Raw genomic sequence first — 25016 nt, forward strand, 5'->3', positions numbered from 1 at the left:
GCCGGCCCGACGCGGCCGCAGAGCGCCCCGCGGTGTGCACTGTGGGGCAAACCGTGGTTCCCGCTCGGGACGGTGACGGCTCTCTGCACGCCTAGTTTGGGCGGGGTGCCCGCGCGGGCTCGGAGAGTCCCGCCCGGGGCGCGGCGCCGGGGCGTACGCTCCCCACCCGACCGGCCCCGGGGCCGGCGGCGCGGGGCCGCGGGGCGAAGGCCCGCCGGGCAGGGGCCGTGGGGCACGGGGGGTCAACCGGGTCGGGCCGCCGGAACGAGGACGACCACCGTGGAATCCGGCCGACCGGCCGCTACGCCAGGAGACAAGCGTGTCCGACACCACCCCCTCGCCCGACCGGCGCCCGGCCCTCGAACCCTCGGTCCAGGCGTTCCTCGACGCCCTCGCCGGCCGCCCGTTCCCGGCCGGTTGGCCGCCCGGGGCCTCCGAGCCCGCGGCGAGCACGTGGGACGGCGAGCCTGTCGGGCCGGGCGAGGCCCCCGCCGACCTGCTGGTGGACCTGACCGAGGACCTGCTGGACGACGTCTCGGACACCACCGCCGAATGGCTCGCCCTGCCCGGCGGACCGACCGGGCGGGTGCGGGTCCAGGTGGTCAGACCGGCCGGCGCCGTCGAGCCCGTCCCCGTGGTGCTCTTCCTGCACGGCCTCGGCTGGGCGCTCGGCGACGCCGACTCGTACGGGCGGGTCCTGCGCGAGTTCGCGGTGGGGGCGGACGCCGCCGTCGTCTTCGTCGACTACGACCGGGCGCCCCGGGCGCGCTACCCCGTCGCCGTCGAGCAGTGCTGGGCGGTGGCCCAGTGGATCCGCGCCCACGGCCGCGAACTCGGCCTGGACGGGGAGCGGATGGCCGTCGCGGGGGACTCCTCGGGCGCCAATCTGGTGGCCGCCGTCACGCTGCTCGCGCGCCGGCACGGCCCGGTGCCGCTGCGCCACCAGGTCCTGATCTGTCCGGTGACCGACGCGGACTTCGACACCCCCTCCTACCGCGAGTACGCCGAGGGGTACCTCCTGCACCGCGAGGACATGCGCCGGTACTGGGACGCCTACCTGCCCGACCTGGCCCGCCGCCACGAGGCGACGGCCGCCCCGCTGCGCGCCTCCCTGGATCAACTGGCCGGCCTGCCGCCGGCGTTGGTGATCACCGCCGAGGCCGACGTGCTGCGGGACGAGGGCGAGGCCTACGCCGCCCGGCTCCGGGCGGCCGGCGTCCCCGTGGTGGCCACCCGCTACCAGGGCGTCGTGCACGGGTTCGTCCTGCTGGACGCCTGCCGCCACGCCCCCACGGCCCGGGCCGCGCTGATCCAGGCGGTGGACACCCTGCACGTCGCCCTCCACCGCTGGCCCGACTGAGGCCGGGCCGAGGCCGGACGGCTGGGGTCGGGCCGGACCCGGCCCTCGCCGTACACCTGAGTGCCCCTCGACCGTTGACGCGGTCGAGGGGCACTCAGGTGTACGGCGTCGGGCGGGGGCGGCGCCGGGGGCGCGTCCGGGCATGCCGACGGCCGCCCGAACCGGGGGACGGTTCGGGCGGCCGTGGTCCGGGGGAGCCGTTCAGACGCCCGCGTGCTCGACGGTGCCGGGCCGGGTGGCCGGCCCTTCGGCCGGCTCGCCCGCCGGGTCGGCGGGCGACCGCCGGTGCAGGACGAGCCTGGTCAGCAGACCGCTGCCGACGCCGGTGACCAGCGCGGCGCCGGACCACCAGAGCGGATACGGGGTCAGACCGATCGCGTGGTCGGCCGACCACGCCCCCGGCCCGGTCGCGGCCAGTGCGGCGGCGGTCACGACGAGGACCAGCGGGTACTCGTACCCGTCGTTCTGGACCCAGAGGCCGTGCGGCCGCTTGACGGTCAGCGCCACGGTCATGACGCCGATCGCGCCGGTGGCGGCGAGCGGGGTGAGCAGGCCCGCGGCGAGCAGCAGGCCGGAGCCGATCTGCCCGGTTCCGGCGGCGAGCGCGGTGAGCCACCCGCCGCGGAAGCCGTCGCCGCGGAACTCGCGGGTGCCGCCCGCCAGCCCCTGGCCGCCGAGGTGGAAGCTCACCTTCTGGACCCCGTGGCCGGCGATCAGCAGGCCGACGACGACGCGCAGGACGAACAGGCCGAGGTTCATCGCCGCCCCCGCTCGGGGTGGGGGTTCCGGTGGTGCACCGGCTCAGCCCGCCGCGTGGGCGCCGAGGATGCTCTGCGCGTACACCACGCCGAGCCCGTAGGAGCCGGCGTGCTCCTTCACGATCTCCATCACCGCGCCGTAGCTCTCCTGGCGGGCCCAGTCGCGCTGGAGCTCCAGCAGCACCTGCACCCAGGTGACCGGCACGGCGCCGGCGGCGGTCATCCGCTGGAGGGCGTGCTCGTGGGCGGCCGGGCTGACGCCGCCGGAGGCGTCGGCCACCACGTAGACCTCGTACCCCTGGCCGAGGGCGGACAGGGCGGGCAGGACGAGGCAGACCTCGGTCCAGAGACCGGAGAGCACGATCTTGGTGCGGCCGGTCGCCTTGATCGCCTCGACGACGGCGGCGTCCTCCCAGGCGTTCATGCTGGTCCGGTCGAGGACCTCGTGCTTCGGGAACACCTCGGCCAGCTGCGGCAGGAGGGGCCCGGAGAACGACTCGGCGGCCACCGTGGTGAGCACCACGGGCACGTCGAAGGCGCGGGCGGCCTTGGCGAGGCCGACGGTGCTGTTGATGATCGCGGTGCGGTCGCCGCTGCCCACGCCGAAGAACATCTGCGGCTGGTGGTCGACGAAGAGCATCACGGCGTTGTCGGGAGTCAGCAGGTCGGGGCTGGGCGCGGCCTTGACCTGGGTGAAGTCCATCATGGGGGAGTCCTTTCGGAGCTGGTCCCCGCGCTCGCGGCAGGGCGAGGCGGAGCGGGAGGGTGACGGCGGCGGGCGCAGGGCGGCGCGCCGGAGACGGCCCGGAAGGTCCTTCGACCCTCTCGGCGTCCGGCGCGGACTTCCTTGCCGCGTCGCAGAGTTGACGTTAGGCGAGGGTCCAGGGGCGTTCTGTTCCCATCGCGCCCTGCCGCTGTCCCCGCACTGCATGCCGTCGCCGCGGGCGTCGCCGTGGTCGTTGCCGTCGCCGCCGTGTTCGTTGCCGCAGTCGTCGCCGGGGGTGAAGTTCTTCCTGCTGTTCTTCCTGGTGGCCGGAGGCCCGGCAGGGTGTGATGGAGGAGGCCGAGGGGCCGTACCGCGTCCCGTCCCCATCCCCCCGACCTCACCCGACGGAATGTCCGGGCCCGCCCCGCCGGCCGTCGCAGGAGTAATCAGATGCCTCCCGTTGCCACCGCCGCCAAATCCGCCGCCGAGTCCGCCGCCGTGACCGCGCCCGCCGCTGCGGCTGCCGCCGCTGCCGCTGCGCCCGCCACGACCCTCTCCACCACCGCGTTGCCGACGCCGGACCGTGCCGAGTACTGGCACGAGGCGATCGCGCACACCTTCATCCCGCTGGACGTCAGGCTGCTCGAACCCGCGCCCTCCGTAGGGACCATCACCAGCCACCGCCTGGGCGCCCTCCAGGTCTCGCTGGTCCAGGCCGGCCCCCAGCGCGTCGTGCGCAGCGGCGGCCTGATCGCCCGCGGCGGCGAGGACCACGTCACCCTGGCCCTGCAGCACCGCGGCACGGCCCGACTCGTCCAGGACGGCCGTCAGGTGCTGCTGCGGCCCGGGACGTTCGCCGTCTCCGACGCCGGGCGCCCGTTCAGCAAGGAGCTGGCGGAGCCGTTCTCCTTCACCGCCTTCCACTGGCCGCGGGCGGCCGTCGGGGTCTCCGACGAGGAACTGCGGGAGCTCACGGCGACGGACTTCGGGGCGGAGGGCGGCACCGCCGCGCTGGTCGCCGCCCACCTGGGCCGGCTGGCCCGGGCGGTGGGTGCGCTGGACCCGCAGACCGCGGTCCGGCTGGCCGCGACCGCGCTGGACCTGCTGGCCGTCCTGGCGCAGGAGCGCCGCGGCCGGCCGCCCGGCGCGGAGCCCTCCGAGGCGGCCCTCGCCCTGCTCGCCCGGATCAAGGACCACATCCTGCGCCGCCTGGGCGATCCGGGGCTGGACCCGGAGCAGATCGCGGCCGCCCACCACCTGTCGGTGCGGTACCTGCACAAGCTGTTCCAGTGCGAGGGCATCACCGTGGGCCGCTGGATCCAGCGGCAGCGCCTCGCCATGTGCCGGCGCGACCTGGCCCGGCCGACCGCGCGCCCGGTCACGGTGGCGGCGGTCGCCGGGCGGTGGGGGTTCGTCAGCGCCAGCCACTTCAGCCGGTCGTTCCGGGCGGCCTACGGAGTCTCCCCGCGGGAGTGGCAGGCCGGTGCCCGCGTCGCCGCCGAGGTACACACCGTGGAGGCCCGCATCCCGGCGCCGCGCCGGTCGGACGCGGGGGTCACCGCGGTGCCGGCGTGACCACGGCCGCGTCCGCCGCGTCCGCCGCCTCTTCCGAGGACGGCGGCCCGCCCCCGCGCCGTCGACCGGCCGGGGACGGGCCACCCGGGGTCAGGCCCGGCAGCGCAGCATGGTCAGCGCGGGGTTGGCGGTGAAGTCCTCCCAGAACTCCTCGCCGAACTCGCGCACGCCGGCGGCGGAGATCTCCAGCGGCACCCAGGTGATGTCGCTGAACCCGGCCGCCCGCAGGCACGTCTCGTAGACCTCGCGGCTGGGCGGGTTGGCGACGAAGGAGATCGGCGGGTCGAGGAGCGCGGTGATCCGCACGCGCGGCCCGATCTCGGTCTCCTCGCCGAGCGATTCGCACAGGAAGCCGTACTTGGCCAGGGACGGCCCGCCGAAGCGGAAGTCCGGGTGCTGGACGAAGGCGAAGAACTCGGCCCCGTCCGCGAGGCTGCGGTGGACCCTGCGGAACATCCGCTCGACGCCGGCGACGTCCTCGGCGTAGTTGAACGCCTGGACGGCGACCGCGACATCGAAGGGCTGCTCGAAGGCGGGCAGCTCGGCGACGTCGCCCACCTCGTACTGCACGCCCAGCGGGTCGCTCTCCTCCAGCGCCCGGGCCGCCTCGACCATCGCGGAGGAGATGTCGACGCCGAGGACGCGGGAGGCGCCGCGGCGCTTGAACTCCCGGCTGTAGAAGCCGGTTCCGGAGGCCACGTCGAGGATCGACTTCCCCTTCACGTCGCCGACGAGGGCGAGGAATCCGGCCACCTCCCCGTAGCGCGCGAGCGGGAGGTTCTTGAAGCCCTCGAACGCCTCGCCGATCTCGTCGTACAGCTGACCACTCATCGGGTCGTCCCCCTCTGTTGTTGGCGTCGGCCTTCCGAACGGGCCGCGGCCCCTGGCCGGAAGTCTCCCTGTCGCCGGAGGGGGCGGCGTACTGGTGGAAACCCCAAAGATGCCGGGGCTTCAGCTCGTTCGCTCTTCGCGTTCGTCTTGCACGATCCGGCTGCCGTGCGCGCCGGGCGTTACCGGAGCCCGGCGCGCACGCCTTGGAGGAATCGGCCCGTCAGCCCGCCGCCCGGGCCCACCAGTTCTCCACCAGGGCGGTGGCCTCGGCGAGACGGACGGGGTCGCCGGCGGTCTCCGCGAAGGTCACGGCGTCGCGGGCGGCGGCGAGGGCCTGCGCGCGATCGCCGAGTGCGTCGAGGGCCTTGGCCTGGCCGAGGGCGGCGATGCCCTGGAGCAGCGGCACGCCGACGCGGGCGCCGATGCGGCGTGCCTCCGTGAAGGAGCCCTCGGCGTCCCGGGCGCGGCCGAGGTCCAGTTGGGCCTTGCCGCGCTGGTTGAACGCGTTGGTCATGGTGAAGTCGGTGATGTGCGGGGCGGGGGCGGTGGCCGGGTCGGTGAGCAGGGCGACGATGGTGTCGGCCGTCCCGATGGCGCCCTCGGCGTCGCCCTGTTGCTGCTGGGCGGCGGCCAGCGCCAGGAGGGCCTGCGGCCGGCCCTCGTGGTCGCCGGCCACGGCGAACAGCTCGGCCGCCCGGCGGGCCCGGTCGGCGGCCGCGTCGAGGGTGTCCATGCGGTTCCCGGCGGCGGCCGCGTAGAAGTGGGCCCACGCCTCCTGGGCGGCGTCGCCGCCGCGGCGGGCGAGCTCGGCAGCCTGCTCGGCGACGGCCAGTGACTCGCCGGGCTGCCGCAGGCAGTACAGCAGCGCCCAGGCCAGGTAGTTGGCGTGGGTCGCCTCCAGGGTGTCGTCGCCGAGCGCGCGGGCGGATGCCCGGGCGAGGCCGAACACGGTGTGCCAGTGGCCCCAGTTGGTCCAGCGGTCGGAGAACCAGTGCATGGACTCGGCGGTCCGCACCACCTCGGCGTGCCGGCCGGCGGCCGCCGCTCCGTGCAGCGCGGCCAGCCAGTTGGCGCTCTCCGTCTCCAGCCACCCCTGCGCCGACCGCGCCGTCGCGAACGGGGCCGTGCCGGCCGGCGGCGGGTCCGGCTGGAACCACTGGCCGGCGGCCGAGGCCGTGTCGAGCAGCCAGCCGTACAGCGCCGCCTCCGCGCTGCGCCGCTCCTCGGGCGACTCCTCCTCCTGCAGCCGCTCGCGCGCGTAGAGGCGGATCAGGTCGTGGAACAGCAGCCGGTCGGTGGACGTCTGGCCGAGCAGGCCCAGCTCCAGCAGCTCGTCCAGCATCTCCTCCACCCGGCCGGGGCCGAGCCCGGTGAGGGCGGCGCCCAGCGCGGCGTCGAAGTCTGGCCCGGGGACGAGCGCCAGCCGGCGGAACAGCCGCCGCAGCGGCTCGGGCAGCTGCGCGTAGGAGAGGCCGAACGCGGAGCGGATCCGCAGGTCGCCGGCGGCGAGCCGCTGCAGGCGCAGGTCCTCGTCGCCCAGGCGCTCGGCGAGGTGGTGCGCGGTCCACCCCGGCCGGCTCAGCAGCCGGTGGCCGGCGATGCGCAGGGCGAGCGGCAGGTGGCCGCAGAGGTCGGCGATCAGCGCCAGCGCCGCAGGGTCCGGCCCGGCCCCGGCCTCCGGTGAGCTGCTGCCGCCCGGGGTGCCGTCGCCCGGGGTGCCGTCCCACCGGGCGTCGTCCTGCTGGGCGAGGATCGCCCCGAGCAGGGCGGTGGCGGCGTCGGCGGGCAGCGGTTCGAGGAGCAGTCGCCGTGCGTGCTCGATCCCGGTGAGGGTGCGCCGGCTGGTGATCCAGGCGGCGCCCGCGCCGGTGCCGGGAAGCAGCGCCCGCACCTGGGCCTCGTGGGCGGCGTTGTCCAGGACGACGAGGGCGTTCCGCTCCCGCATCATCCGGCGGTAGAGGACCTGGCGCTCGTCCGTCTCGACGGGCACGTCCCGCTCGCGCACGCCCAGCGCGCGCAGCAGCCGGGCCAGGGCGTCGTGCGGGGTGACGGGTTCGGTGTCCAGGCCGCGCAGGTCGACGAAGAAGCAGCCGTCCCGGAACCGGTCGGCGATCCGGGCGGCGGTGTGCACGGCCAGGGCGGTCTTGCCCAGGCCGGGGGCGCCGGAGAGGATCGAGACCGGCAGGCGCCCCGGTTCGTCGGCGGAGCGGGCGAGCCAGGCGGCCTCGGCCGGGCGGCCGGTGAAGTCCGGGACGGCGGGCGGCAGGTCGCAGAGGCCGGGCGGGGTCGGCCGCTCGTGCCGGCGGCGGCCCGCCCGGGCGGCGCCGAGCAGGGCGGCGGTGTCGGCGGGGGAGAGCGCCAGCGCACCGGCCAGGGCCTCGACCGTGCGGGCCTGCGGGCCGCGGCTGTGGCCGCGCTCCATGTCGCCGATGGCGCGGGCGCTGACGCCGGAGCCCTCCGCGAGCTCCTCCAGCGTCAGCCCGGCCGCGCGGCGGTGTGCGCGCAGCAGCGGCCCCAGCTCCTGGGACTCCTCGTGGTGCATGTGTCCCTTCCCCCGTTGGTTGAATGATCATCATAACGAGGGAATGTGCCGAATGTTCCCTGCCCGACCGGCAGCTCCCGGCGGGCCGGGCGATCTCCCGGACGCCGTGCCTCCCGGCGGACGGCGCCGCGCCGGGAGGCACGGCCGGCCCCGGCCGCGCGCCCGGCCGCGCGCACGACTGCGGCCCGCCGCACGGGGGCGACGGGCCGCAGGGGAGGAGCGGGGGTGCGGAGCGGGAGGTCAGGCGACCGAGACGGCGCTCCAGGCGGCCGCGACCGCCTTGTACTCGGTGCTGTTCAGCCCGTAGAGGTCCTTGGCGGCGTTCAGGGACGCGGCGCGGGCGCCCTTGTAGTCGGTGGTGGACGTCATGTAGACGGTCAGCGCGCGGTACCAGATCTTGGCGACCTTCTGGTTGCCGATGCCGGTCACCGTGGAGCCGTTGCAGGTCGGGCTGTTGTAGGTGAAGCCGTTGATGGTCCGGCTGCCGCTGCCCTCACTGGCCAGGAAGAACCAGTGGTTGCCGACGCCCGAGGAGTTGTGCACGTCGAGCTGGCCGACCTTGCGGGTCCAGCAGTCGGCGGAGCGGCCGTCGAGCGAGGGCTTGTCCATCCGGCGCAGCCACGGCGGGGTGGACTGGTCGCTGAACAGGTAGTCCGGCTTGTCCACCGCGTTGTTGGCGTACCACTCGACCATGGTGCCGAAGATGTCGCTGGTGGCCTCGTTGAGGCCGCCGGACTCGCCGCTGTAGCGCAGGTTGGCGGTGGCGCTGGTGACGCCGTGGGTCATCTCGTGGCCCATGGTGTCGAGGTCGACCTGCTCGGGGTCGGTCACGCCGTCGCCGTCGCCGGTCATCATGCAGAAGCAGCTGTCCGACCACTGGGCGTTGTCCCAGTTGGTGCCGACGTGGACGAAGACCGTGGCGCCCTTGCCGTCGTTCTTGATGCCGTTCCGGCCGAAGGTGTTCTTGTAGTAGTCGTACGTCCAGGCGGTGTTGGCGTGGGCGTCGACGGCCGCGGTGGTGCGGTCGGTGGAGAACTTCTTGCCGTCGCCCCAGATGTTGTCGGCGTCGGTGACGAGGGTGCCCGAGTTCGCGTTGAGCGAGTTGGACGAGACGTTGTGGGCGTCCTTGGTGATGGTCCCGCGCACCGGGTCGATCAGCGCGTAGCCGCCGGACTGCGCGGTGGTGTCGATGGTGACGTCGCCGGTGTACTCGGAGTGGCCGGTGCCGGTGGCCTGGTGCTCGGAGTCGTAGGTCTCGATCTGCTCGCCGGTGGTGGCGTCGGTGACGACGACCTTGCCGGCCGGCTGGCCGTGCTCGCCGACGCCGGCGACGGTGGTCTTCCAGGCGAGCCGGGGCGTGCCGTCGGCGGCCCAGACGACCAGCTCGGGCGAGCTGGTGGCGGAGTTGATGCCCGGCGCGGCCTGGAGCGCCTGACGCGCGCTCGCCTGCGCCGGGACCTTCGGGACGGTCGACTTCACGGCGGCGTCGTGGGCGGCCGCGCGGGTGGAGTCCTTGAGCCGGCCGCGGGCGTCCTGGTGCACCACCAGGTCTCCGCCGACGACGGGCAGGCCGAGGTAGGTGCGGTCGAAGCGGACGTGCTGGGTGCCGTCGGCGTCGACGATGACGTCCTTGACCTGGAGGTCCTGGCCGTCGCCGAAGCCGAACACACCGGCGTTGTGGGCCACGTTGGCGCGGGCCTGGGCGATCGCCGCGTCACGGCCGGTGGGGGCGGCGTTCGCGGTGCCGGCCTGGAAGGTGGCGGCGACGAGGGCGGCGGTGGCCGCGATGGCTCCGGCCGCGAGGTGGCGGCGGTGAGAGGAGGTGGGGCTCACTCTGACTCCAGTCGGGGTAGCTGCAGGGAAAGAGCTGCGTCAGAGATTGACGGTGCGCTGCCAACCCCGGCTAGGTGCTGAGTCAGATCTTGACCATTTCGTGTCCTGTGCTGATCAGAACTGATCGAGTGTGAATGCTCACTGTGAAAGGCGCTGTTGAAGCAGTGAAAGCCGGTGTGAACGACGGTGTGAATGCTGTTGCGGGCGGACGCCCTACGATCACGCCATGACGACCCGGTACACCTGGCGCGGATCCTTCACCGACGACGAGCTCGACGCCCTGCACGCGGAGGGCTTCGGCCGGCCAGTCCAGCCGGTCGCCTGGCGCGCCCGCCTGGAGCGGCACAGCCTCGGCTGGGTCTGCGCCCGCCCCGCCGCCGACGGCCCGCTGACCGGCTTCGTCAACGTCGCCTGGGACGGAGGCGGCCATGCCTTCCTCCTCGACACCGTGGTCGCCACCGCGGCCCGCCGCACGGGCGTCGGCACCCGCCTGATCGCGGCCGCCGTCGACGGTGCCCGCGCGGCCGGCTGCGAGTGGCTGCACGTCGACTTCGAACCCCACCTCCGGGCCTACTACCTCGACGCCTGCGGCTTCCGCAGCACCGACGCCGGCCTCCACCGGCTCTGACCGGGCGGGCGACTCGGCCCGTGGCCGGACCAATCGGATTGCGGCCGGTCGGCCGGGTCGGGTAGGAAGCTCGCATGCTACGAGGCGAGAATGTCGGGCTGCGGGCCCGGTACACCGAGGACATCCCGATCCTGGTGACAGAGCTCTACGACGACGTGGTCAACTCCTCGCGGGCCGAGAGCAAGCCGTGGCGGCCGATCACGCCCGGCTCGAACGACCCTCGGCTCGTGGTGGACGACACCGCGGAGGGGCACGTCCCGTTCTCCGTGGTGGAGTTGGACGGCGGAACGTTGGTCGGCGCTGCGACGCTCTGGGGCATCGACAACCACCACCGGTCCGCGCACATCGGGCTGGGGATGCTGCCGTCCGCCCGCGGCAAGGGCTACGGCACCGACGTGGTCGCGGTGCTGTGCCACTACGGCTTCGTCGTGCGCGGCCTGCAGCGGCTGCAGATCGAGACGCTGGCGGACAACGTCGCGATGCTGCGCTCCGCCGAGCGCAACGGTTTCGTCCGCGAGGGCGTGCTGCGCTCCTCGGCGTGGGTGATGGGCGAGTTCCTGGACGAGGTGGTGCTCGGGCTCCTCGCCCGGGACTGGAAACCGGAGTCGAAGGTCTAGGGCCTTTGGCGCGATGTCCTCCACCTCCGTCCCCGGCCGGCTCTAGGCTCGCGGGATGGACGGATGGGTGGAGGCCTGGACGGGCGGGCTGCGGGCCGTGCACCTGGGGAACGTGGCCGACTTCAACGAGCAGTTCTTCGGCGCCGCCATGGACGACGCCCAGCGCGCGCGGCGGCTGCGCCAGGCGCACCACTACGCCTGCATGGCGACCTGCTACAGCCCCGAGCCCGCCCTGGTCGTGCTGCCGGCCGAGGTCGAACCGGCCTGGATGGACTGGCTGGCGCGGGAGTTGGCGTGGGAACCCGTCGAGCTGTACGCCGGGGTCGCGCCGGGCGGGACCCTGGCGCAGGCGCTCGCCGCCCGCCCCGCGCTGGCGGCGCGGATCGCGGAGTCCGGCCGCCCGGTGCTGCCCTGGGGCCGCACCGCCGCCCAGGGGGAGGGGCCCGCACTGGCGGCCGTGCGGCGCTACGAGTCCAAGGCGGCCACGCACGCGCTCTTCGCCGAACTGGCCCCCGCCCACCCGGGAATCGCGGTGCCGCGCCAGGAGCAGCCCGGCACACCGCGGCGCGCCGCCCGCCGGCTGACCGCCCGGGCGGTCCGCGGGCTGACCACGGTGGTGAAGAGCCCGCACGGCGTCGGCGGCTACGGGACCGCCGTGGTGACGCCGCACGAACTGTTCGCGGCCGGCGGCGGGCGTGCGCTGCTGCGCCGGCTGGCCCGCGCCGAGGTGCTGGCCGCGGACGGCGGACTGCTGCTGGAGGACTTCGTCGACGGCGGACGGGCGGACCGCCTGCGCGACCTCACCTTCGACGCCGTGATCGGCCGGGACGGGCGCGTCCACCCCGTCGGGGTCGGTGAGATGGCCGTCGACGGCACCTGCTACCAGGGGGTGACGGTCGGTCCCGGCGTGGTGCCGCCGGCTGTGGCCGCCACGGCCGAGCGGTTCGGGCTCGCGGTGGGCGAGCGCCTCGCCGCCGCGGGCCACCGGGGCTGGTTCGACGTCGACTTCGTCACCGACCGGGAGCGCCGGCTCGCCCCCACCGAGGCCAACCTGCGGCTCACCGGCCCGGCGATCGCCTTCAACCTGCGCGCCCGGCTGGACCGGGTGCGCGGCCCCGGACACCTCGTCCGCACGCTGGACGGCCTGCGGCTCGGCGCCAGGCTCTCCCAGGAGGCGCTGTACGACCACCTGGACCGGCTCCGGCCGCGCTGCGCCCGCCTCGGCGTCACCCTGCTGCCGCTGGTGGTGACGGCCGGTTACGAGCCGGAGCCGGTCGTCGGCCTGGCGCTCGCCGCCCGCTGCTCCGGGGCGGGCGAGGCGCTGGAGGCGCTGGACGCCGCGGAGGCGCTGGTCGCCGCGGCCAATCAGGCGCTGGAGCGGATGTTCGCGGCGCTGCGCTGACCGGCGGGCCGACGGCGCGGCGGCGCGGTCCGGCGTCACCTCCGCCGAGCCGTCACCTCCGCCGAGCCATCACTTCCGCCCGCTCGTCACTTCCGCCCCGCGGGCGGGCGCCAGACCAGGAAGCGGACCACGATCGCGGCCGCGACCATCAGCGCGATGTTGAACACCGAGACCAGCAGCGCCTGCCGAGGCCAGTCCGTCGACGAGCTGGTCCGGTAGAGGTTGTCCTGCGGCCACCAGGAGGCCAGTAGCCAGAACACCGAGACGTGCGCGGCGACGGAGAGCCCGAGCGGCCGGCCGAGCCGGGCCACGGCCCGGGCGCCCGCCAGGAGCCACGCCACCCCCAGGCCGAACGAGAACCACTCGAAGAGGTAGAGGACGCGGAACCAGCCGGCGTACGGACCGGGCACCGCCGAGACGTCCGTGGAGCCCGGCCAGAGGCCGTAGGTGAGCAGCCAGGCGACCACGGCGACCGGCAGCGCCACCAGGAACCAGCCGCAGCCCGTGAGCGGCTCGTCCTCGCCCGGCTTCCCGGCCCCGGCCTTGCCACCGCCCCGGCCGGCCTTGCCGCGCAGCGGCGCGGAGCCGCCCGCCGGTGCGGCGGCGCCCAGCGACGCGGAGAAGGAGAAGTGGTCGCGCGGGGCCGGCAGCGGCAGGGCGGTGCGGTCCACCTTCCCGGCCCGGGTGCGGGGGAGCGCGGGCAGGGCCACGACGGCGGCGGGCGCCTCCCCGGCCGGCAGCTCCTCGGCCAGCAGGGCCGAGAGCTGCCAGGTGTCCGGTTCCTCGGAGCCGGGTGCCGTCACCGCGTAGCCCACCAGGGCACGCCGCCCCGGCTCCGGTTCGACCTCGGCGACGGCGGCCTCCCGCACCGCCGGGTGGGAGCGCAGCAGCCCCTCGGCCCGCGCGGCCTCGGCGACCCGCCGGAGCACCCCGGCGGCCCGGACGCGTTCGGTCGGGCCGACCACGCCTTCCGCGCGGGCAGTGAACTCCAGCACGCCGTCCTCGCGGATCCGGCCGAGGTCCCCGGTCAGCAGGACCCGCATGTCCGGGTCGAAGGCCGCCGGCACGAAGCGCCGCTCCGTCTCCTCCGGCCGGTTGACGTACCCGCGGCCCAGGCCCGGGCCGGCGACGGCGATCTCGCCGACCTCCCCGGGCGGCGCCGGGAAGCCCTCCGGGCCGAGGACGTACACCCGCGCACCGGGGAAGGGCCGGCCGACCAGCGAGACCCGCTCGCTGCCCTCGCCGCCCGTCGCGCCGGCCGCGTCGAAGTAGGTGCTGTCGACGGACGCTTCGGCGAGCCCGTAGACGTTGAGCACCCGGGTGCCGGTGCCGAGCAGCCGCTGCAGGCCCAGCTGCTCGTCCAGGTACCACTTCTCCGCCCCGACCGTGATCAGCCGCACGCCCGGCAGGGACCCCCCGACGGCCGCCAGGTGGTCGTACAGGCGGCGTGCCGTGCGGACGTTGAGCTCCAGGACGGTGATCCGCTCGGCGGCCACCAGGGCGGGCAGGTCGGCGATGTCGGCGGTGCGGTCGAGGGTGAGGTTGCGCGGCGTGACCACCAGGGTGGCGCCGGTGCAGAGCGCGCGTATCCAGTCGGCGGTGAAGACGTCGAACTCCAGGCTCGCCGTCTGCAGGATCCGGTCGGCGGGGCGCAGCCCGTACACCTCGCGCCAGCCCCGGTGGGCGGCCAGCAGGTTGCGGTGCTCGATCAGCGCGCCCCGGGGCAGGCCGGTCGAGCCGGAGGTGAAGAAGAGGCAGGCGAGGTCGTCCGGCCCGGTGGTGACCGGCGGCGGACCGGCGGGCAGGGCCGCGATCGCCTCCGCCGCCGAGTCCGGGCAGACCACCCTCCGCCCGCCGGTGTCCGTCAGCCGCACCCGGTGCGCCTCCTCGGTCACCACCAGCACCGGGTCGGCGTCCGCCAGCACGTGGCGCAGCAGCGCGTCCGGTGCGCCCGGCTCCAGCGGGACGTACGCGCCGCCCGCCTTGAGCACCGCGAGCAGGGCGACGAACACCTCGGTGCCCCGGCCGAGTGCCACGGCCGCCCGGCCGCCCGGCTCCAGCCCCTGCGCGACCAGGTGGTGGGCCAGCCGGTTCGCCCGCTGGTCCAGCTCACCGTAGGTCAGCTCCCGGGCGCCACAGCGGACGGCGACCGTCTCCGGCGACTGCCGGGCCTGTTCCTCGAACCGCCCGTGCAGCGTGCCCGCCCGCCCCGCCGGTTCCGCGTCCCACCCCATCCGTCCATCCCCCTTCGTACCGTGCCTCCCTCCGATCCTGCCGCCAACTGCGGCCCGGCGACAGGGGCGTACGGTGTACCCGGCCGTTCGCGCCCCCACCGATGGGGTCCCTGCCGATCGGGCTCCCACCTTTCGGGCCCCTGCCGATCGGGCTTCCAGCTCCCGGGCCTGCCGACCGGCGTTCACCGCACGGCGTCCCGCCGGCCGGCGTCCACGCCTCGGACCGCACCGGCCGCCGCCCCGCCGACGGTTGTACTCTGCACGCGGAGGGTCGGCGCCGGCCCGTCCGGTGCGGCGTCGCCCCCGCCCCCTGCCCGGCGCCAAGCCCCCGGAGGACCGACCGCCATGAGTACGTCCGACCCGCTGCCCACGGGCCCGCTGCTGCGCACCCGCGACGTCGAGGTGGTCCGGAACGGCCGCCACCTGCTGCGCGGGATCACCCTGGCCATCGAGCCCGGGGAGCACTGGGCGCTGCTGGGGCCCAACGGAGCCGGCAAGTCCACCCTGCTCGGCCTGCTCGGCGCGGTCTCCCACCCCACCCGCGGTGAGGTGGACGTGCTCGGCCACCGGCTGGGCCGGGTCGACATCCGCGACCTGCGTGCCCACCTCGGCCACGTCAACCCGCGCCACCCGCTGCGCTCGCCGCTGACCGTGCGCGAGGTGGTGCTGACCGGCCTGGCCAACACCATCGAGCCCGATCTGTACCGCAAGCCCGGCCCGGAGGCCGTCGACCGGGCCGAGCGGCTGATCGGGACCCTCGGCATGACCGCCGTCGCCGAGTCGCCGTGGCCGACGCTCTCCCAGGGCGAGCGCGGCCGCGCGCTGATCGCCCGCGCCCTGATGCCCAGCCCGCGCCTGCTGCTGATGGACGAGCCGGCCACCGGACTCGACCTGACCGCCCGTGAGCTGCTGCTGGACAGCCTGGACCTGCTGCGCCACCAGCACCCGGAGCTGGCCAGCGTGCTGGTGACGCACCACCTGGAGGAGCTGCCGGAGAGCACCACCCACGCGCTGCTGCTGCGCGAGGGGGAGTGCGTGGCCGCCGGGCCGGTGGACGAGGTGATGACCACCGAGCTGGTCAGTGCCTGTTTCGACCACCCGATCCGGATCAGCCGGCACGAGGGGCGCTGGACGGCGCGTACGGCTGCCCGGCGCGTGCCGGGGCCGTGAGCGGAGCGATCGCGGGCGCGCCGGAGCCGCCTCGGGCGCGTCGGAGCAGTGACGCGCCCGGCGGGGCGGTAGGGGCGCCGGGGCTCTCGGACGGGCTCGCGAGCCAGGAGTCGCGCCGGGGTCGCGCAGGGATCGGACAGGGAGGCGCGCGGAGATCGCACAGGGCGCGCGGGGGCGCCGTCGCAGGTGGGCCGGGGGACGGGCGGAGGAGTGGCGTGAGGGGCCGGTGAGACGCCCCCGCCGTTCGGCGGGGGTGGTTGGCCGAAAATCGTCGGTGGGCTGACGACTCCCCGCTGCCAAGGCGGCCTCCACCTGCAGTGATCGAAGTCGGACCCCGGTGTAGACGGCGAAATCGGATGTCCCTAAGGTATGCCTTAGCTAAGTGGGTGGAGGCGCCGGAACCAATCGGTTCCCGCACCCGCCCTCAGCCCCTGCCCTGGTACACCCTGCCCTTCCGTTGGAGCCCGCATGTCCGCCCGTCGTTCCACCGCAGCCACGCTGCTCACCCTCGCTGTGGCGACCGCCGCGCTGGCCGGCTGCTCGCAGAAGAAGGACGACAAGGCCTCCTCCGACGCCGTGAAGGTGAACGCCACCGACACCGCCTGCGAGGTCTCGAAGACCAGCTTCCCGGCCGGCCACGTCGTCCTCGACATCACCAACAAGGGCTCGAAGACCACCGAGGTCTACGTCTACGCCGCGGGTGACAAGATCGTCACCGAGCGCGAGAACATCGGCCCCGGTACCAAGGCGACCATCAACGCCGAGATCAAGGCCGGCTCCTACGAGATCGCCTGCAAGCCGGGCATGGTCGGCGACGGCATCCGCCAGAAGATCACCGTGACCGGTGACGCCTCCGCCGCGGCCGCCCCGGCCGACCCGCGTCTGACCGCCGCCGTCGACGCCTACCGCAAGTACGCGCAGGAGCAGGCCGACCTGACCGTCCCGGCCGTCGAGGCCTTCGCCGCCGCGATCAAGGCCGGCGACGTCGAGAAGGCCAAGTCGCTCTACGCCCCGTCGCGCACCGGCTGGGAGCGCACCGAGCCGGTCGCCGAGAGCTTCGGCGACATCGACCCGAAGACCGACACCCGCGAGGACGGCCTGGAGGCCGGCCAGGAGTGGACCGGCTGGCACAAGCTGGAGAAGTCGCTCTTCGCCGACGCCAAGATCGGTGACGACGAGAAGAAGCTGGCCGACCAGCTGGTCACCGACCTGAAGGACTGGCAGAAGAAGATCCCCGAGGCCGAGATCACCGCGACCAGCATGGCCAACGGCGCCAAGGAGCTGCTGGACGAGGTCGCCACCGGCAAGATCACCGGTGAGGAGGACCGCTACAGCCACACCGACCTCGCCGACTTCGCCGCCAACGTCGAGGGTGCGAAGAAGGCGTACGAGCTGCTGAAGCCGGTCGCCTCCGAGAAGGACGCCGAGCTGGCCAAGACGCTGGACTCGGAGTTCGCCGCGACCGAGGCGCTGCTCGCCAAGTACAAGCAGGCCGACGGCACCTACACCTCCTACGACAAGGTCGCCGACGCCGAGCGCAAGACCTTCTCCGACGCGGTGAACGCGCTGGGCGAGCCGCTGTCGAAGCTGGCCGCCGCGGTCGTCGTCAAGTAGTACCGGCCGCGACACCGAGCACCATCCCCACCGCCGTGGCGGCCCCCAGTGGCCGCCACGGCATCCGTGAGACAGCACAGAGAAGGGCCCGCCCGCCGATGGACGCCGAGAACGAGCAGCAGAACGGGACGCCGGCCGGTGCCGACGCCACCGCGGCCGTCGCCGCCGAGCAGGACGGCACCGGCCGCAGCGCGGTCAGCCGCCGCGCCGTGATCGGCTGGGCCGGTGCCGGGGTCGCCCTCGGCGCCGCCGGCGTCGGCTCGGTCGCCGCCGCCACCCGGCAGGACGACCCGGCCCCCGCGCCGGCCGCCGCCGTCGGCGGGGACATCCCCTTCTACGGGGACCACCAGTCCGGCATCTCCACCCCGGTCCAGGACCGGCTGCACTTCGCCTCCTTCGACGTCTCCGCCACCGCGACCCGCGAGTCGCTGGTGAAGATGCTCAAGGACTGGACGAAGGCCGCCGCGGCGATGACCGGCGGCCGCGAGGTCGGCAGCGGCGCCGCCAGCGGCCTGCCCGAGGCGCCGCCGGACGACACCGGCGAGGCGCTCGGCCTGCCCGCCTCCCGGCTCACCCTCACCATCGGCTTCGGTCCGACCCTGTTCGAGAAGGACGGCGTCGACCGCTTCGGCCTCAAGGCCCGCCGCCCCGAGGCCCTGATCGACCTGCCGAAGTTCAAGGGCGACAACCTCGACCCGCAGCGCACCGGCGGCGACCTCTGCATCCAGGCCTGCGCCGACGACCCGCAGGTCGCCGTGCACGCGATCCGCAACCTGGCCCGCATCGGCATGGGCACGGTCAACATCCGCTGGTCGCAGCTGGGCTTCGGCAAGACCTCCTCCACCACCCCGGACGCCCAGACGCCGCGCAACATGATGGGCTTCAAGGACGGCACCCACAACATCGCGGGCACCGACACCGAGAAGCTCGGCGAGCACGTCTGGGTCGCCCCGGGCGAGGGCCCGGACTGGATGACCGGCGGCTCGTACCTGGTCGCCCGCCGGATCCGGATGCACATCGAGACCTGGGACCGCACTCCGCTCAAGGAGCAGGAGGACATCTTCGGCCGCACCAAGGGCGAGGGCGCCCCGTACGGCAAGGCCAAGGAGCACGACACCCCGGACCTCAAGGCGATGCCCGAGGACGCGCACGTGCGCCTGGCCCACCCGGACAGCAACAACGGCCTGATGATCCTGCGCCGCGGCTTCTCCTTCACCGACGGCACCGACGGCCTCGGCCGCCTGGACGCCGGCCTGTTCTTCCTCGCCTACCAGCGCGACAGCCGCAAGGCGTTCGTCCCGCTGCAGCAGCGCCTCGCCGGCAGCGACGCGCTCAACGAGTACATCCAGCACGTCGGTTCCGCCCACTTCGCCTGCCCGCCCGGTGTCCGGAAGCCCGGTGAGTGGTGGGGCCAGGCCCTCTTCGGCTGATCCCGTCCCGCACAACCCCGAGGAGAGTGCCTTGTTCGGCAACTACCTGATCGGCCTGCGTGAGGGCCTCGAAGCCAGCCTCGTCGTCTGCATCCTGATCGCCTACCTGGTCAAGACCGGCCGGCGGGACAAGCTGGCGCCGGTCTGGGCCGGCATCGGCTCGGCGGTCGGGCTCAGCATGGCCTTCGGCGCCGTGCTGCAGTTCGGCTCCTCGCAGCTGACCTTCGAGGCGCAGGAGGCGCTCGGCGGCTCGCTGTCGATCATCGCCGTGGGCCTGGTCACCTGGATGGTCTTCTGGATGCGCCGCACCGCGCGGCACCTGAAGACCGAGCTGCACGGCAAGCTGGACGCGGCGCTGGCCATGGGCACGACGGCGCTGGTGGTCACCTCCTTCCTGGCGGTGGGCCGCGAGGGCCTGGAGACGGCGCTGTTCATCTGGTCGGCCGTCCAGGCCACCAACGACGGCTACAACCCGATCATCGGCGCGGCGCTCGGCCTGCTCACCTCGGTGGTGCTCGGCTGGTTGTTCTACCGCGGTGCGCTGAAGATCAACCTGGCCAAGTTCTTCACCTGGACCGGCGCGATGCTGGTCGTCGTCGCGGCCGGCGTGCTGGCCTACGGCGTGCACGACCTGCAGGAGGCCGGCTGGCTCGGCGGCCTGCACGACGTGGCCTTCGACATCAGCAGCACCATCCCGAAGGAGAGTTGGTACGGCACCCTGCTGAAGGGCGTCTTCAACTTCCAGCCGGACCCGACCGTGCTCCAGCTGGCGGTCTGGGCGGCCTACCTGGTGCCGACCCTGGCGATCTTCCTGGGCCTGTTCGGCGGCAAGCCGGCCAAGCCGGTCGCGCCGCAGGCGGGTTCCGCCAAGTCGGCCGCCTGAGGCCCCCGGAGGCCCCCTCCTCCGCTAGAACCGCCCCGTCCGGCACCCGCCGGGCGGGGCGGTTTCGCGTCCGGCCGCTCTGCGGGCCGTGCGCAGTGGTCACGTCCGGCCGCCGGGGGCCGGTGCGTCCGGCCGCCGCGGGCCTGTGCGTTCGGCCCCGTGGAACCGTCCGTTCCGCCCTCGTGGGTGAGTTGACGGTCACTCAAGTGTTCACCTCCAGGGTCTACCCGCGTAAACCGATCCAGGGCATGCTGGTTGGCGGCCCGGGCCGCTCCGCCCGGTGGCTTCCGCATGCCCTCACACCACCCTGGAGTCCCCGCATGTCCGCGATACGCACGCCCCGCCGTGCCCTGGCGGCCGCCTTCGGCGCCCTCCTGCTCGCCCTCACCACCCTGCTCGCCGGCGCCGGAAGCGCCGCGGCCGCGCTGCCCACCCCGGTCTCGGCCGCCACCGCCCGCTCCTACCTGGCCTCGATCGAGGTGGCCGCGGAGTCCCACGACAGCACCTACGACCGGACGCTGTTCCCGCACTGGATCACCATCTCCGGCACCTGCAACACCCGGGAGACCGTCCTCAAGCGCGACGGCAGTGGTGTGGTGACCGACTCCGCCTGCGCCTCCGTCAGCGGCAACTGGACGTCCGTCTACGACAACGTCACCACCACCAACTCCTCGTCCTTCGACATCGACCACCTGGTGCCGCTGGCCGAGGCCTGGCGCTCCGGCGCCTGGGCCTGGACCACCGACCAGCGCAAGGCCTTCGCCAACGACCTGACCCGTCCGCAGCTGATCGCCGTCTCCGCGAGCTCCAACCGCAGCAAGGGCGACCAGGACCCGTCCACCTGGCTCCCGCAGGCCTCCTACCGCTGCACCTACGCCCGCGCCTGGGTCCAGGTGAAGTACTTCTACGGCCTCTCCGTGGACAGCGCCGAGAAGAGCGCCCTCAGCTCGATCCTCAACGGCTGCTGAGGAAACGTTCCTGCCGGAGTCCGACGACTTCCCGGCACCCCGTAAGAGCCGGAGCCCCCGGCCGGTACCCGTTCCGGCCGGGGGCTCCACTGCGTCCGGGTGCCGGTGCCGCACCACGTCGGGGCTGGTGCTGCACCACGCCGGTGCCTGCGTGAAGCCGCGGACACCGCGTACCCCGGTCAGCCCTCGGCCGGGACGCCGAACCGCACCGAGTAACGCCGTTCCAGCTCCGCCACCCGCTGGGGCAAGGCCTTCCGCGCGGCGTCCAACTCGCCCTCGTGCTCCCGGACGAAGCCGGCCCGCAGTGCGGCACGCAGGGGTTCGCGCTGCGCCTCGACCGGCTGCATGCAAGCCGCATAGGCCGCCCCGAGCCGCAGATCCTCGGTGCGGGCCGCGTCCGGGGTCCCGGCGGTCTGGAGGGCCCGGTCGACCTGGTCGAAGAAGCTCTGCTCGCCGTCCGCCCGGATCGCCCTGCCGGCCAGGCAGCCCGGGAGCTGCTGCCTGGCCGCGACCACGGGGGCCTCCTTCTCCACGGCCGCGAGACCGGTGAGCCAACGGTTCTGCAGGGGCCCGTAGAGGGAGTGCAGCGACCCGGCCGCGGCGTCGCCCTCCGCCCCGCACCGCCGCTGCACCGCGGAGTCCGCAGGCCCGGCGGCGTCGGACGGAGCGGGGCCGGACGGAGCGGCGCCCGGAACGGCGGTGGGGCTGAAGCCGTTGCGGGAGATGTGGTCGAGGTCGGGGATCTCGAACAACCGGATGAACATCGCGGGAGGGGCGTCCGGCATGCGCACCCCGGCCGCGCTCAGGCAGGCGCGGGTCGCCCGGTCACGGACCAGGCTCGCGAATCCGTCGAGACCCTGGGTGAGGCGGGTGTCCGGGCCGGTGGCGGGCAGGAGCATCGGCGTGAGGTCCGCGGGGAGCCCGTAGGCCACCGCGGCGCTGGCGACGGCGGCGGGTGCGGACGACGGTGCGGAGGAGGCCGGCCCGGCCTCCGAGCAGGCGGCCGTCAGGGCGAGGACGGCGCCGAGCAGGGCGGTGCCCGGCAGGTTCACGGCAGCGGAGCGGCGGGGACGCCGATCGACGCGGGGCATGGGCGGAGTGCTCCGGCGGTGAGGTGGGACGTGACGGGCGTCGGCTGCGTGCCGGGCCCGCCCGGAAGCCGGGCGGGCCCGGGGTGGGACGCGAATCAGTAGGTGACGGTGACCTGGTCGCCGTAGTTCCGGCTCATCACCGTGAACTCGGCACCGGGGTTCAGGTCGGTGATCAGCGCGAAGTACGAGTTGTTGATGTCGTGGTAGCCGTTGTCCATCTGGACGTAGCCGCGCGAAGCGACGTTCCAGGAGCCGCCGGGCCGCCGGTAGGCACCTGCGTAGCCGGAGTAGTTGCCCTGGGAGTTGTACGACCAGGAGATGTTGACGTCGTGGCACGGCGAGCTGCCCTTGGTGAAGACCGCGGCGCCCTGCGTGCTGGTACCGACGGTGCTCATCCAACCGGTGACGCAGCCGGCGGCCGAAGCAGCGGGCGCCTGGGCAACGACGGACGCGGCGACCGTACCGGCCACCGCGAGGGCGGCGAGGAACTTCTTCATCGGACTTCTCCCCACAGGATCGGAGCGGGCGGACCGGCAGGGCGCCGCCCGGAGTGCGGAAACGCTAACCGGGAATCCGGCCCGGCCTGTGCGGAGAGCTGTCTCAGGATCGGCCGGGCCGTCTCACGATCGCCGTGAAACGGCGTGGGACGCGCTCCCCCACCCCGTCGGTACGGCACCGGTGCCCGATGGTCCGCCGGCCCGGAGGCCGTGGAACGTGAAGGAGCCCCGGGTGGTCCGGCCGGACCACCCGGGGCTCCTTCACGTCGGTGCCGGGTCAGCTGCTCTTGATGGCGTCCAGGATGTCCGTGCGGGCGGCGCGGCGGGCCGGCCAGACGGCGGCCAGCAGGCCGATCAGCGCGGCGGCGACCAGGAAGCCGGCGATCTGCACCGGCGGCACCACCATCGTCATGTCCTTGAACACGTTGGCGAGCGTCCGGGTGCCGGCCCAGGCGGTGACGATGCCGAGCAGCACGCCGACCAGGCCGCCGAACAGGGCGATGAGCAGGGACTCCAGCCGGACCATCCGGCCGATGCCGCGCCGGTCCAGGCCGATCGCCCGGAGCATCCCGATCTCCCGGCGGCGCTCGAACACCGACATCGCCATGGTGTTGACGACGCCGAGGACGGCGATCACCACGGACATGCCGAGCAGCCCGTACATCATGTTCAGCACGGCGGTCACCATCTGCCGGCTCTCCGCCTTGATGTCCTTCTCGCCCTTGACGGCGATCAGCGGGTTGCCGCCGGTGGCGTCGCGCAGCGCCTGCTTGAGCTTGGCGTCCTCGCCGTTGGCGCCCTTGACGAGCACCTTGTCCAGGCCGGTGCCGGGCGCGGCGTGCGGGCCGACGACGGCGTCCGGGGCGGTGAGTCCGGAGATCTCGGTGTTCTGCTCCACCAGGGCGCCGACGGTCAGGGTGCCGCGGGTGCCGTCGGGGTAGGTGACGTCGAGGGTCGAGCCCACCTTGAGGTTGTTCCGCTCGGCGTAGCCGGTGGTGGCGAGCAGCTTGCCCTGCTTGAGCGCGTCGGCCGCGCCCTCCTTGACCTTCACGGTGACCAGTTGGTCGAAGCCGGCGGCGTCCACCGAGCGGAGCCACGAGGTGTCGCCGTCGGCGACGGCCTTGACCGGGAGGGTCCGCATCACGGTCATCGCGGTGACCCCGGGGGTCTTGGCGATCTGCGGGCCGACCTCGGGGGAGAGCATGGAGAAGTTCTCCATGGCCACGGTGTAGTCGGCCTTGCGGTCGCTCGCGGTGGACTTGTCGACGGCCTCGTTCACCGAGGCGCCGACCACGGTCAGTGCGGTGATCAGGGTGACGCCGATGGTGAGCGCGGAGGCGGTGGCGGCGGTGCGGCGGGGGTTGCGGACGGCGTTCTCGCGGGCGAGCCGGCCGGGGGTGCCGAACAGCCTGTGCAGCACCGGGGCGAAGAGCGCGATCAGCGGGCGGGCCAGCAGCGGGGTGAGGACGAAGACGCCGATCAGCAGGGTGCCCGCGCCGAGGCCGACCAGCTTGACCTCCTTGGTCGCGGCACCGGCCAGCAGGCCGGCCGCACCGGCGGCGGAGAACAGCAGGCCGATGATGTTCCGGATCAGCAGCGACTTCTGGGTGGCGGGCTGCTCGACCGAGCTCATCGCCGCGACCGGGGCGATCCGGGAGGCGCGGCGGGCCGGCAGCCAGGCGGCCAGCACGGTGACCGCGACGCCGATGCCGACCGACCAGATCACCGTGGACGGGCCGATCACCAGCGGGCCGTCCGGCAGGTTGGCCTCCATCGGCCCGTTGAGCAGGGCGCGCAGGCCGGTCGCGATGCCGACGCCGGCGAGCAGACCGCCGAGGGAGGCGGTGAGGCCGACCAGCAGCGCCTCGACCAGCACCGAGCGGGTGATCTGCTTGCGGCTGGCACCGACGGCGCGCAGCAGTGCGAGCTCCTTGGTGCGCTGGGCGACCAGCATGGTGAAGGTGTTGGCGATGATGAAGATGCCGACGAAGAGCGCGATGCCGGCGAAGCCCAGCAGGGCGGTGGAGAGCCACTTGGTGCCCTCCTGGATCATCTTGTCCTGCTCCGCGGCCAGTTCGCGGCCGGTCTGGGCGTCAAAGGCGTCGGGCTCCGGGAAGGTCTTCTTGACGGCGGTGAGCAGCGCGGTGTCGTCGGCGCCGGGCTTGCCCTTGACGTCGATCTCGGCGTACCGGCCCGGGCTCAGGTAGAGCTGCTGGGCGGTGGCGGTGTCGAACGCGGCCAGCGAACCGCCGGAGACCACGCGCGGGTCGTTGGTGTGCACGGTGCCGCTGAGCCTGAGCTCCATGACCGGGCCGTTGACGGCCACCCGGACGGTGTCGCCGACCTTGTACCCGCCCTTCCCGGCGGTCCTGGCGTCCAGCGCGACCTCGCCGGAGCTGCGCGGCCCGCGGCCCTCGACCAGCGGGTAGCGCGGGTCGGTGCCGTCGGCGCCGGGCACGTAGTTGGTGCCGGTGGTGGAGAAGCCGTCGCCGATCAGCGCGCCCTTGCGGTCGGCGATGCCGGCGAAGCCGCTGACCACGCCGCGCGCGTCGGCGGCGCCGGGCAGGGCGGCGATCGACTTGAGGACCGCGTCGGTGAGGACGGGGCCGTCGTCCGCCGTGCCGCCGTGGTCGTACCCCTTGCTGACGGCACTGCGGTCGCTGACGGTGACGGCGATGTCGGTGTAGCTCTTGGCGCTCTGCGAGCGGAGCGCGTTGCCGAGCGTGTCGGTGAAGACGAGGGTGCCGGCGACGAAGGCGGTGCCGAGGAGGACGGCGAGCGTCGTCATCAGCAGTCGGCCCTTGTGGGCGAGCACGTTGCGCAGTGCGGTGCGATACATGGGGTGTCCTGTGGTCTGCGGAGGGGCGGGCTGCTGCC

General features: G+C 74.2%; 19 protein-coding genes. 10 read left to right on the top strand and 9 right to left on the bottom strand.

Translation table 11 applies throughout. From position 1 onward, the window contains the following. Positions 1 to 319 precede the first annotated feature (319 nt). Entirely contained in the window at positions 320 to 1360 is a 1041-nt protein-coding gene (locus ACIPSC_RS26965; RefSeq protein ID WP_400828641.1) for an alpha/beta hydrolase fold domain-containing protein, read from the top strand. A gap of 201 nt (positions 1361 to 1561) precedes the next feature. Here the strand turns inward: ACIPSC_RS26965 and ACIPSC_RS26970 are convergent, their stop codons facing one another. Further along, positions 1562 to 2119: a DoxX family protein gene (locus ACIPSC_RS26970; RefSeq protein ID WP_400828642.1), complete on the bottom strand. Its 558-nt coding sequence runs from the start codon at positions 2117 to 2119 to the stop codon at positions 1562 to 1564. 42 nt (positions 2120 to 2161) lie between these two features. Further along, positions 2162 to 2824, bottom strand: coding sequence for a hydrolase (locus ACIPSC_RS26975; protein WP_395297755.1), 663 nt, complete (start codon positions 2822 to 2824; stop codon positions 2162 to 2164). A 450-nt stretch (positions 2825 to 3274) separates the two neighbouring features. Here ACIPSC_RS26975 and ACIPSC_RS26980 point away from each other — a divergent pair, with 450 nt between their 5' ends. After that, the gene (locus ACIPSC_RS26980) at positions 3275 to 4399 is read left to right on the top strand and encodes a helix-turn-helix domain-containing protein (RefSeq protein WP_400828643.1); all 1125 of its coding nucleotides are present in this window, start codon (positions 3275 to 3277) and stop codon (positions 4397 to 4399) included. Positions 4400 to 4489: 90 nt separating this feature from the next. On the opposite strand, the gene ACIPSC_RS26985 is transcribed toward ACIPSC_RS26980, so the two are convergent. From ACIPSC_RS26985 to ACIPSC_RS26995, 3 genes are all read right to left on the bottom strand, one after another. After that, complete coding sequence (locus ACIPSC_RS26985; protein WP_400828644.1) at positions 4490 to 5230, bottom strand: class I SAM-dependent methyltransferase; 741 nt, start codon at positions 5228 to 5230, stop codon at positions 4490 to 4492. A gap of 220 nt (positions 5231 to 5450) precedes the next feature. Next, positions 5451 to 7772, bottom strand: coding sequence for a helix-turn-helix domain-containing protein (locus tag ACIPSC_RS26990; RefSeq protein WP_400828645.1), 2322 nt, complete (start codon positions 7770 to 7772; stop codon positions 5451 to 5453). A 240-nt stretch (positions 7773 to 8012) separates the two neighbouring features. After that, positions 8013 to 9605, bottom strand: coding sequence for a M4 family metallopeptidase (locus ACIPSC_RS26995; protein ID WP_400828646.1), 1593 nt, complete (start codon positions 9603 to 9605; stop codon positions 8013 to 8015). A 226-nt stretch (positions 9606 to 9831) separates the two neighbouring features. On the opposite strand from ACIPSC_RS26995, the gene ACIPSC_RS27000 reads away from it, so the two are divergent. The 3 genes from ACIPSC_RS27000 to ACIPSC_RS27010 all read left to right on the top strand — a co-directional run bounded on the left by ACIPSC_RS27000 (position 9832) and on the right by ACIPSC_RS27010 (position 12252). After that, entirely contained in the window at positions 9832 to 10233 is a 402-nt protein-coding gene (locus ACIPSC_RS27000; RefSeq protein WP_400828647.1) for a GNAT family N-acetyltransferase, read from the top strand. 74 nt (positions 10234 to 10307) lie between these two features. Continuing rightward, on the top strand, positions 10308 to 10850 hold the full coding sequence (locus ACIPSC_RS27005; RefSeq protein WP_400828648.1) for a GNAT family N-acetyltransferase: 543 nt from the start codon (positions 10308 to 10310) through the stop codon (positions 10848 to 10850). Between the two features lie 55 nt (positions 10851 to 10905). Next, complete coding sequence (locus ACIPSC_RS27010) at positions 10906 to 12252, top strand: hypothetical protein (protein ID WP_400828649.1); 1347 nt, start codon at positions 10906 to 10908, stop codon at positions 12250 to 12252. Between the two features lie 86 nt (positions 12253 to 12338). Here the strand turns inward: ACIPSC_RS27010 and ACIPSC_RS27015 are convergent, their stop codons facing one another. Next, positions 12339 to 14486, bottom strand: coding sequence for an amino acid adenylation domain-containing protein (locus ACIPSC_RS27015; RefSeq protein WP_400828650.1), 2148 nt, complete (start codon positions 14484 to 14486; stop codon positions 12339 to 12341). A gap of 345 nt (positions 14487 to 14831) precedes the next feature. On the opposite strand from ACIPSC_RS27015, the gene ACIPSC_RS27020 reads away from it, so the two are divergent. The 5 genes from ACIPSC_RS27020 to ACIPSC_RS27040 all read left to right on the top strand — a co-directional run bounded on the left by ACIPSC_RS27020 (position 14832) and on the right by ACIPSC_RS27040 (position 20551). Next, positions 14832 to 15656, top strand: a complete 825-nt coding sequence (locus tag ACIPSC_RS27020) for an ABC transporter ATP-binding protein (protein WP_400828651.1) — start codon at positions 14832 to 14834, stop codon at positions 15654 to 15656. A 468-nt stretch (positions 15657 to 16124) separates the two neighbouring features. Next, positions 16125 to 17270: an iron uptake system protein EfeO gene (efeO, locus tag ACIPSC_RS27025; RefSeq protein WP_400828652.1), complete on the top strand. Its 1146-nt coding sequence runs from the start codon at positions 16125 to 16127 to the stop codon at positions 17268 to 17270. Between the two features lie 98 nt (positions 17271 to 17368). Next, entirely contained in the window at positions 17369 to 18700 is a 1332-nt protein-coding gene (gene efeB / locus ACIPSC_RS27030) for an iron uptake transporter deferrochelatase/peroxidase subunit (protein WP_400828653.1), read from the top strand. 31 nt (positions 18701 to 18731) lie between these two features. Continuing rightward, on the top strand, positions 18732 to 19583 hold the full coding sequence (gene efeU / locus ACIPSC_RS27035; RefSeq protein WP_400828654.1) for an iron uptake transporter permease EfeU: 852 nt from the start codon (positions 18732 to 18734) through the stop codon (positions 19581 to 19583). A 320-nt stretch (positions 19584 to 19903) separates the two neighbouring features. Then, a complete protein-coding gene (locus ACIPSC_RS27040; RefSeq protein WP_400828655.1) occupies positions 19904 to 20551 on the top strand; it encodes an HNH endonuclease family protein in 648 nt (215 codons plus the stop codon). A 179-nt stretch (positions 20552 to 20730) separates the two neighbouring features. Here ACIPSC_RS27040 and ACIPSC_RS27045 read toward each other — a convergent pair whose 3' ends face one another. The 3 genes from ACIPSC_RS27045 to ACIPSC_RS27055 all read right to left on the bottom strand — a co-directional run bounded on the left by ACIPSC_RS27045 (position 20731) and on the right by ACIPSC_RS27055 (position 24978). Next, positions 20731 to 21642 carry a hypothetical protein gene (locus ACIPSC_RS27045; protein ID WP_400828656.1) on the bottom strand — a complete coding sequence of 304 codons (912 nt, stop codon included), beginning with the start codon at positions 21640 to 21642 and terminating at the stop codon, positions 20731 to 20733. Positions 21643 to 21737: 95 nt separating this feature from the next. Beyond that, on the bottom strand, positions 21738 to 22139 hold the full coding sequence (locus ACIPSC_RS27050) for a hypothetical protein (RefSeq protein WP_400828657.1): 402 nt from the start codon (positions 22137 to 22139) through the stop codon (positions 21738 to 21740). A 277-nt stretch (positions 22140 to 22416) separates the two neighbouring features. Beyond that, on the bottom strand, positions 22417 to 24978 hold the full coding sequence (locus ACIPSC_RS27055) for an ABC transporter permease (RefSeq protein ID WP_400828658.1): 2562 nt from the start codon (positions 24976 to 24978) through the stop codon (positions 22417 to 22419). Positions 24979 to 25016 lie beyond the last annotated feature (38 nt).

Origin of the sequence: Kitasatospora sp. NPDC090091, from assembly GCF_044747365.1 — a bacterium.
Classification (GTDB): domain Bacteria; phylum Actinomycetota; class Actinomycetes; order Streptomycetales; family Streptomycetaceae; genus Kitasatospora.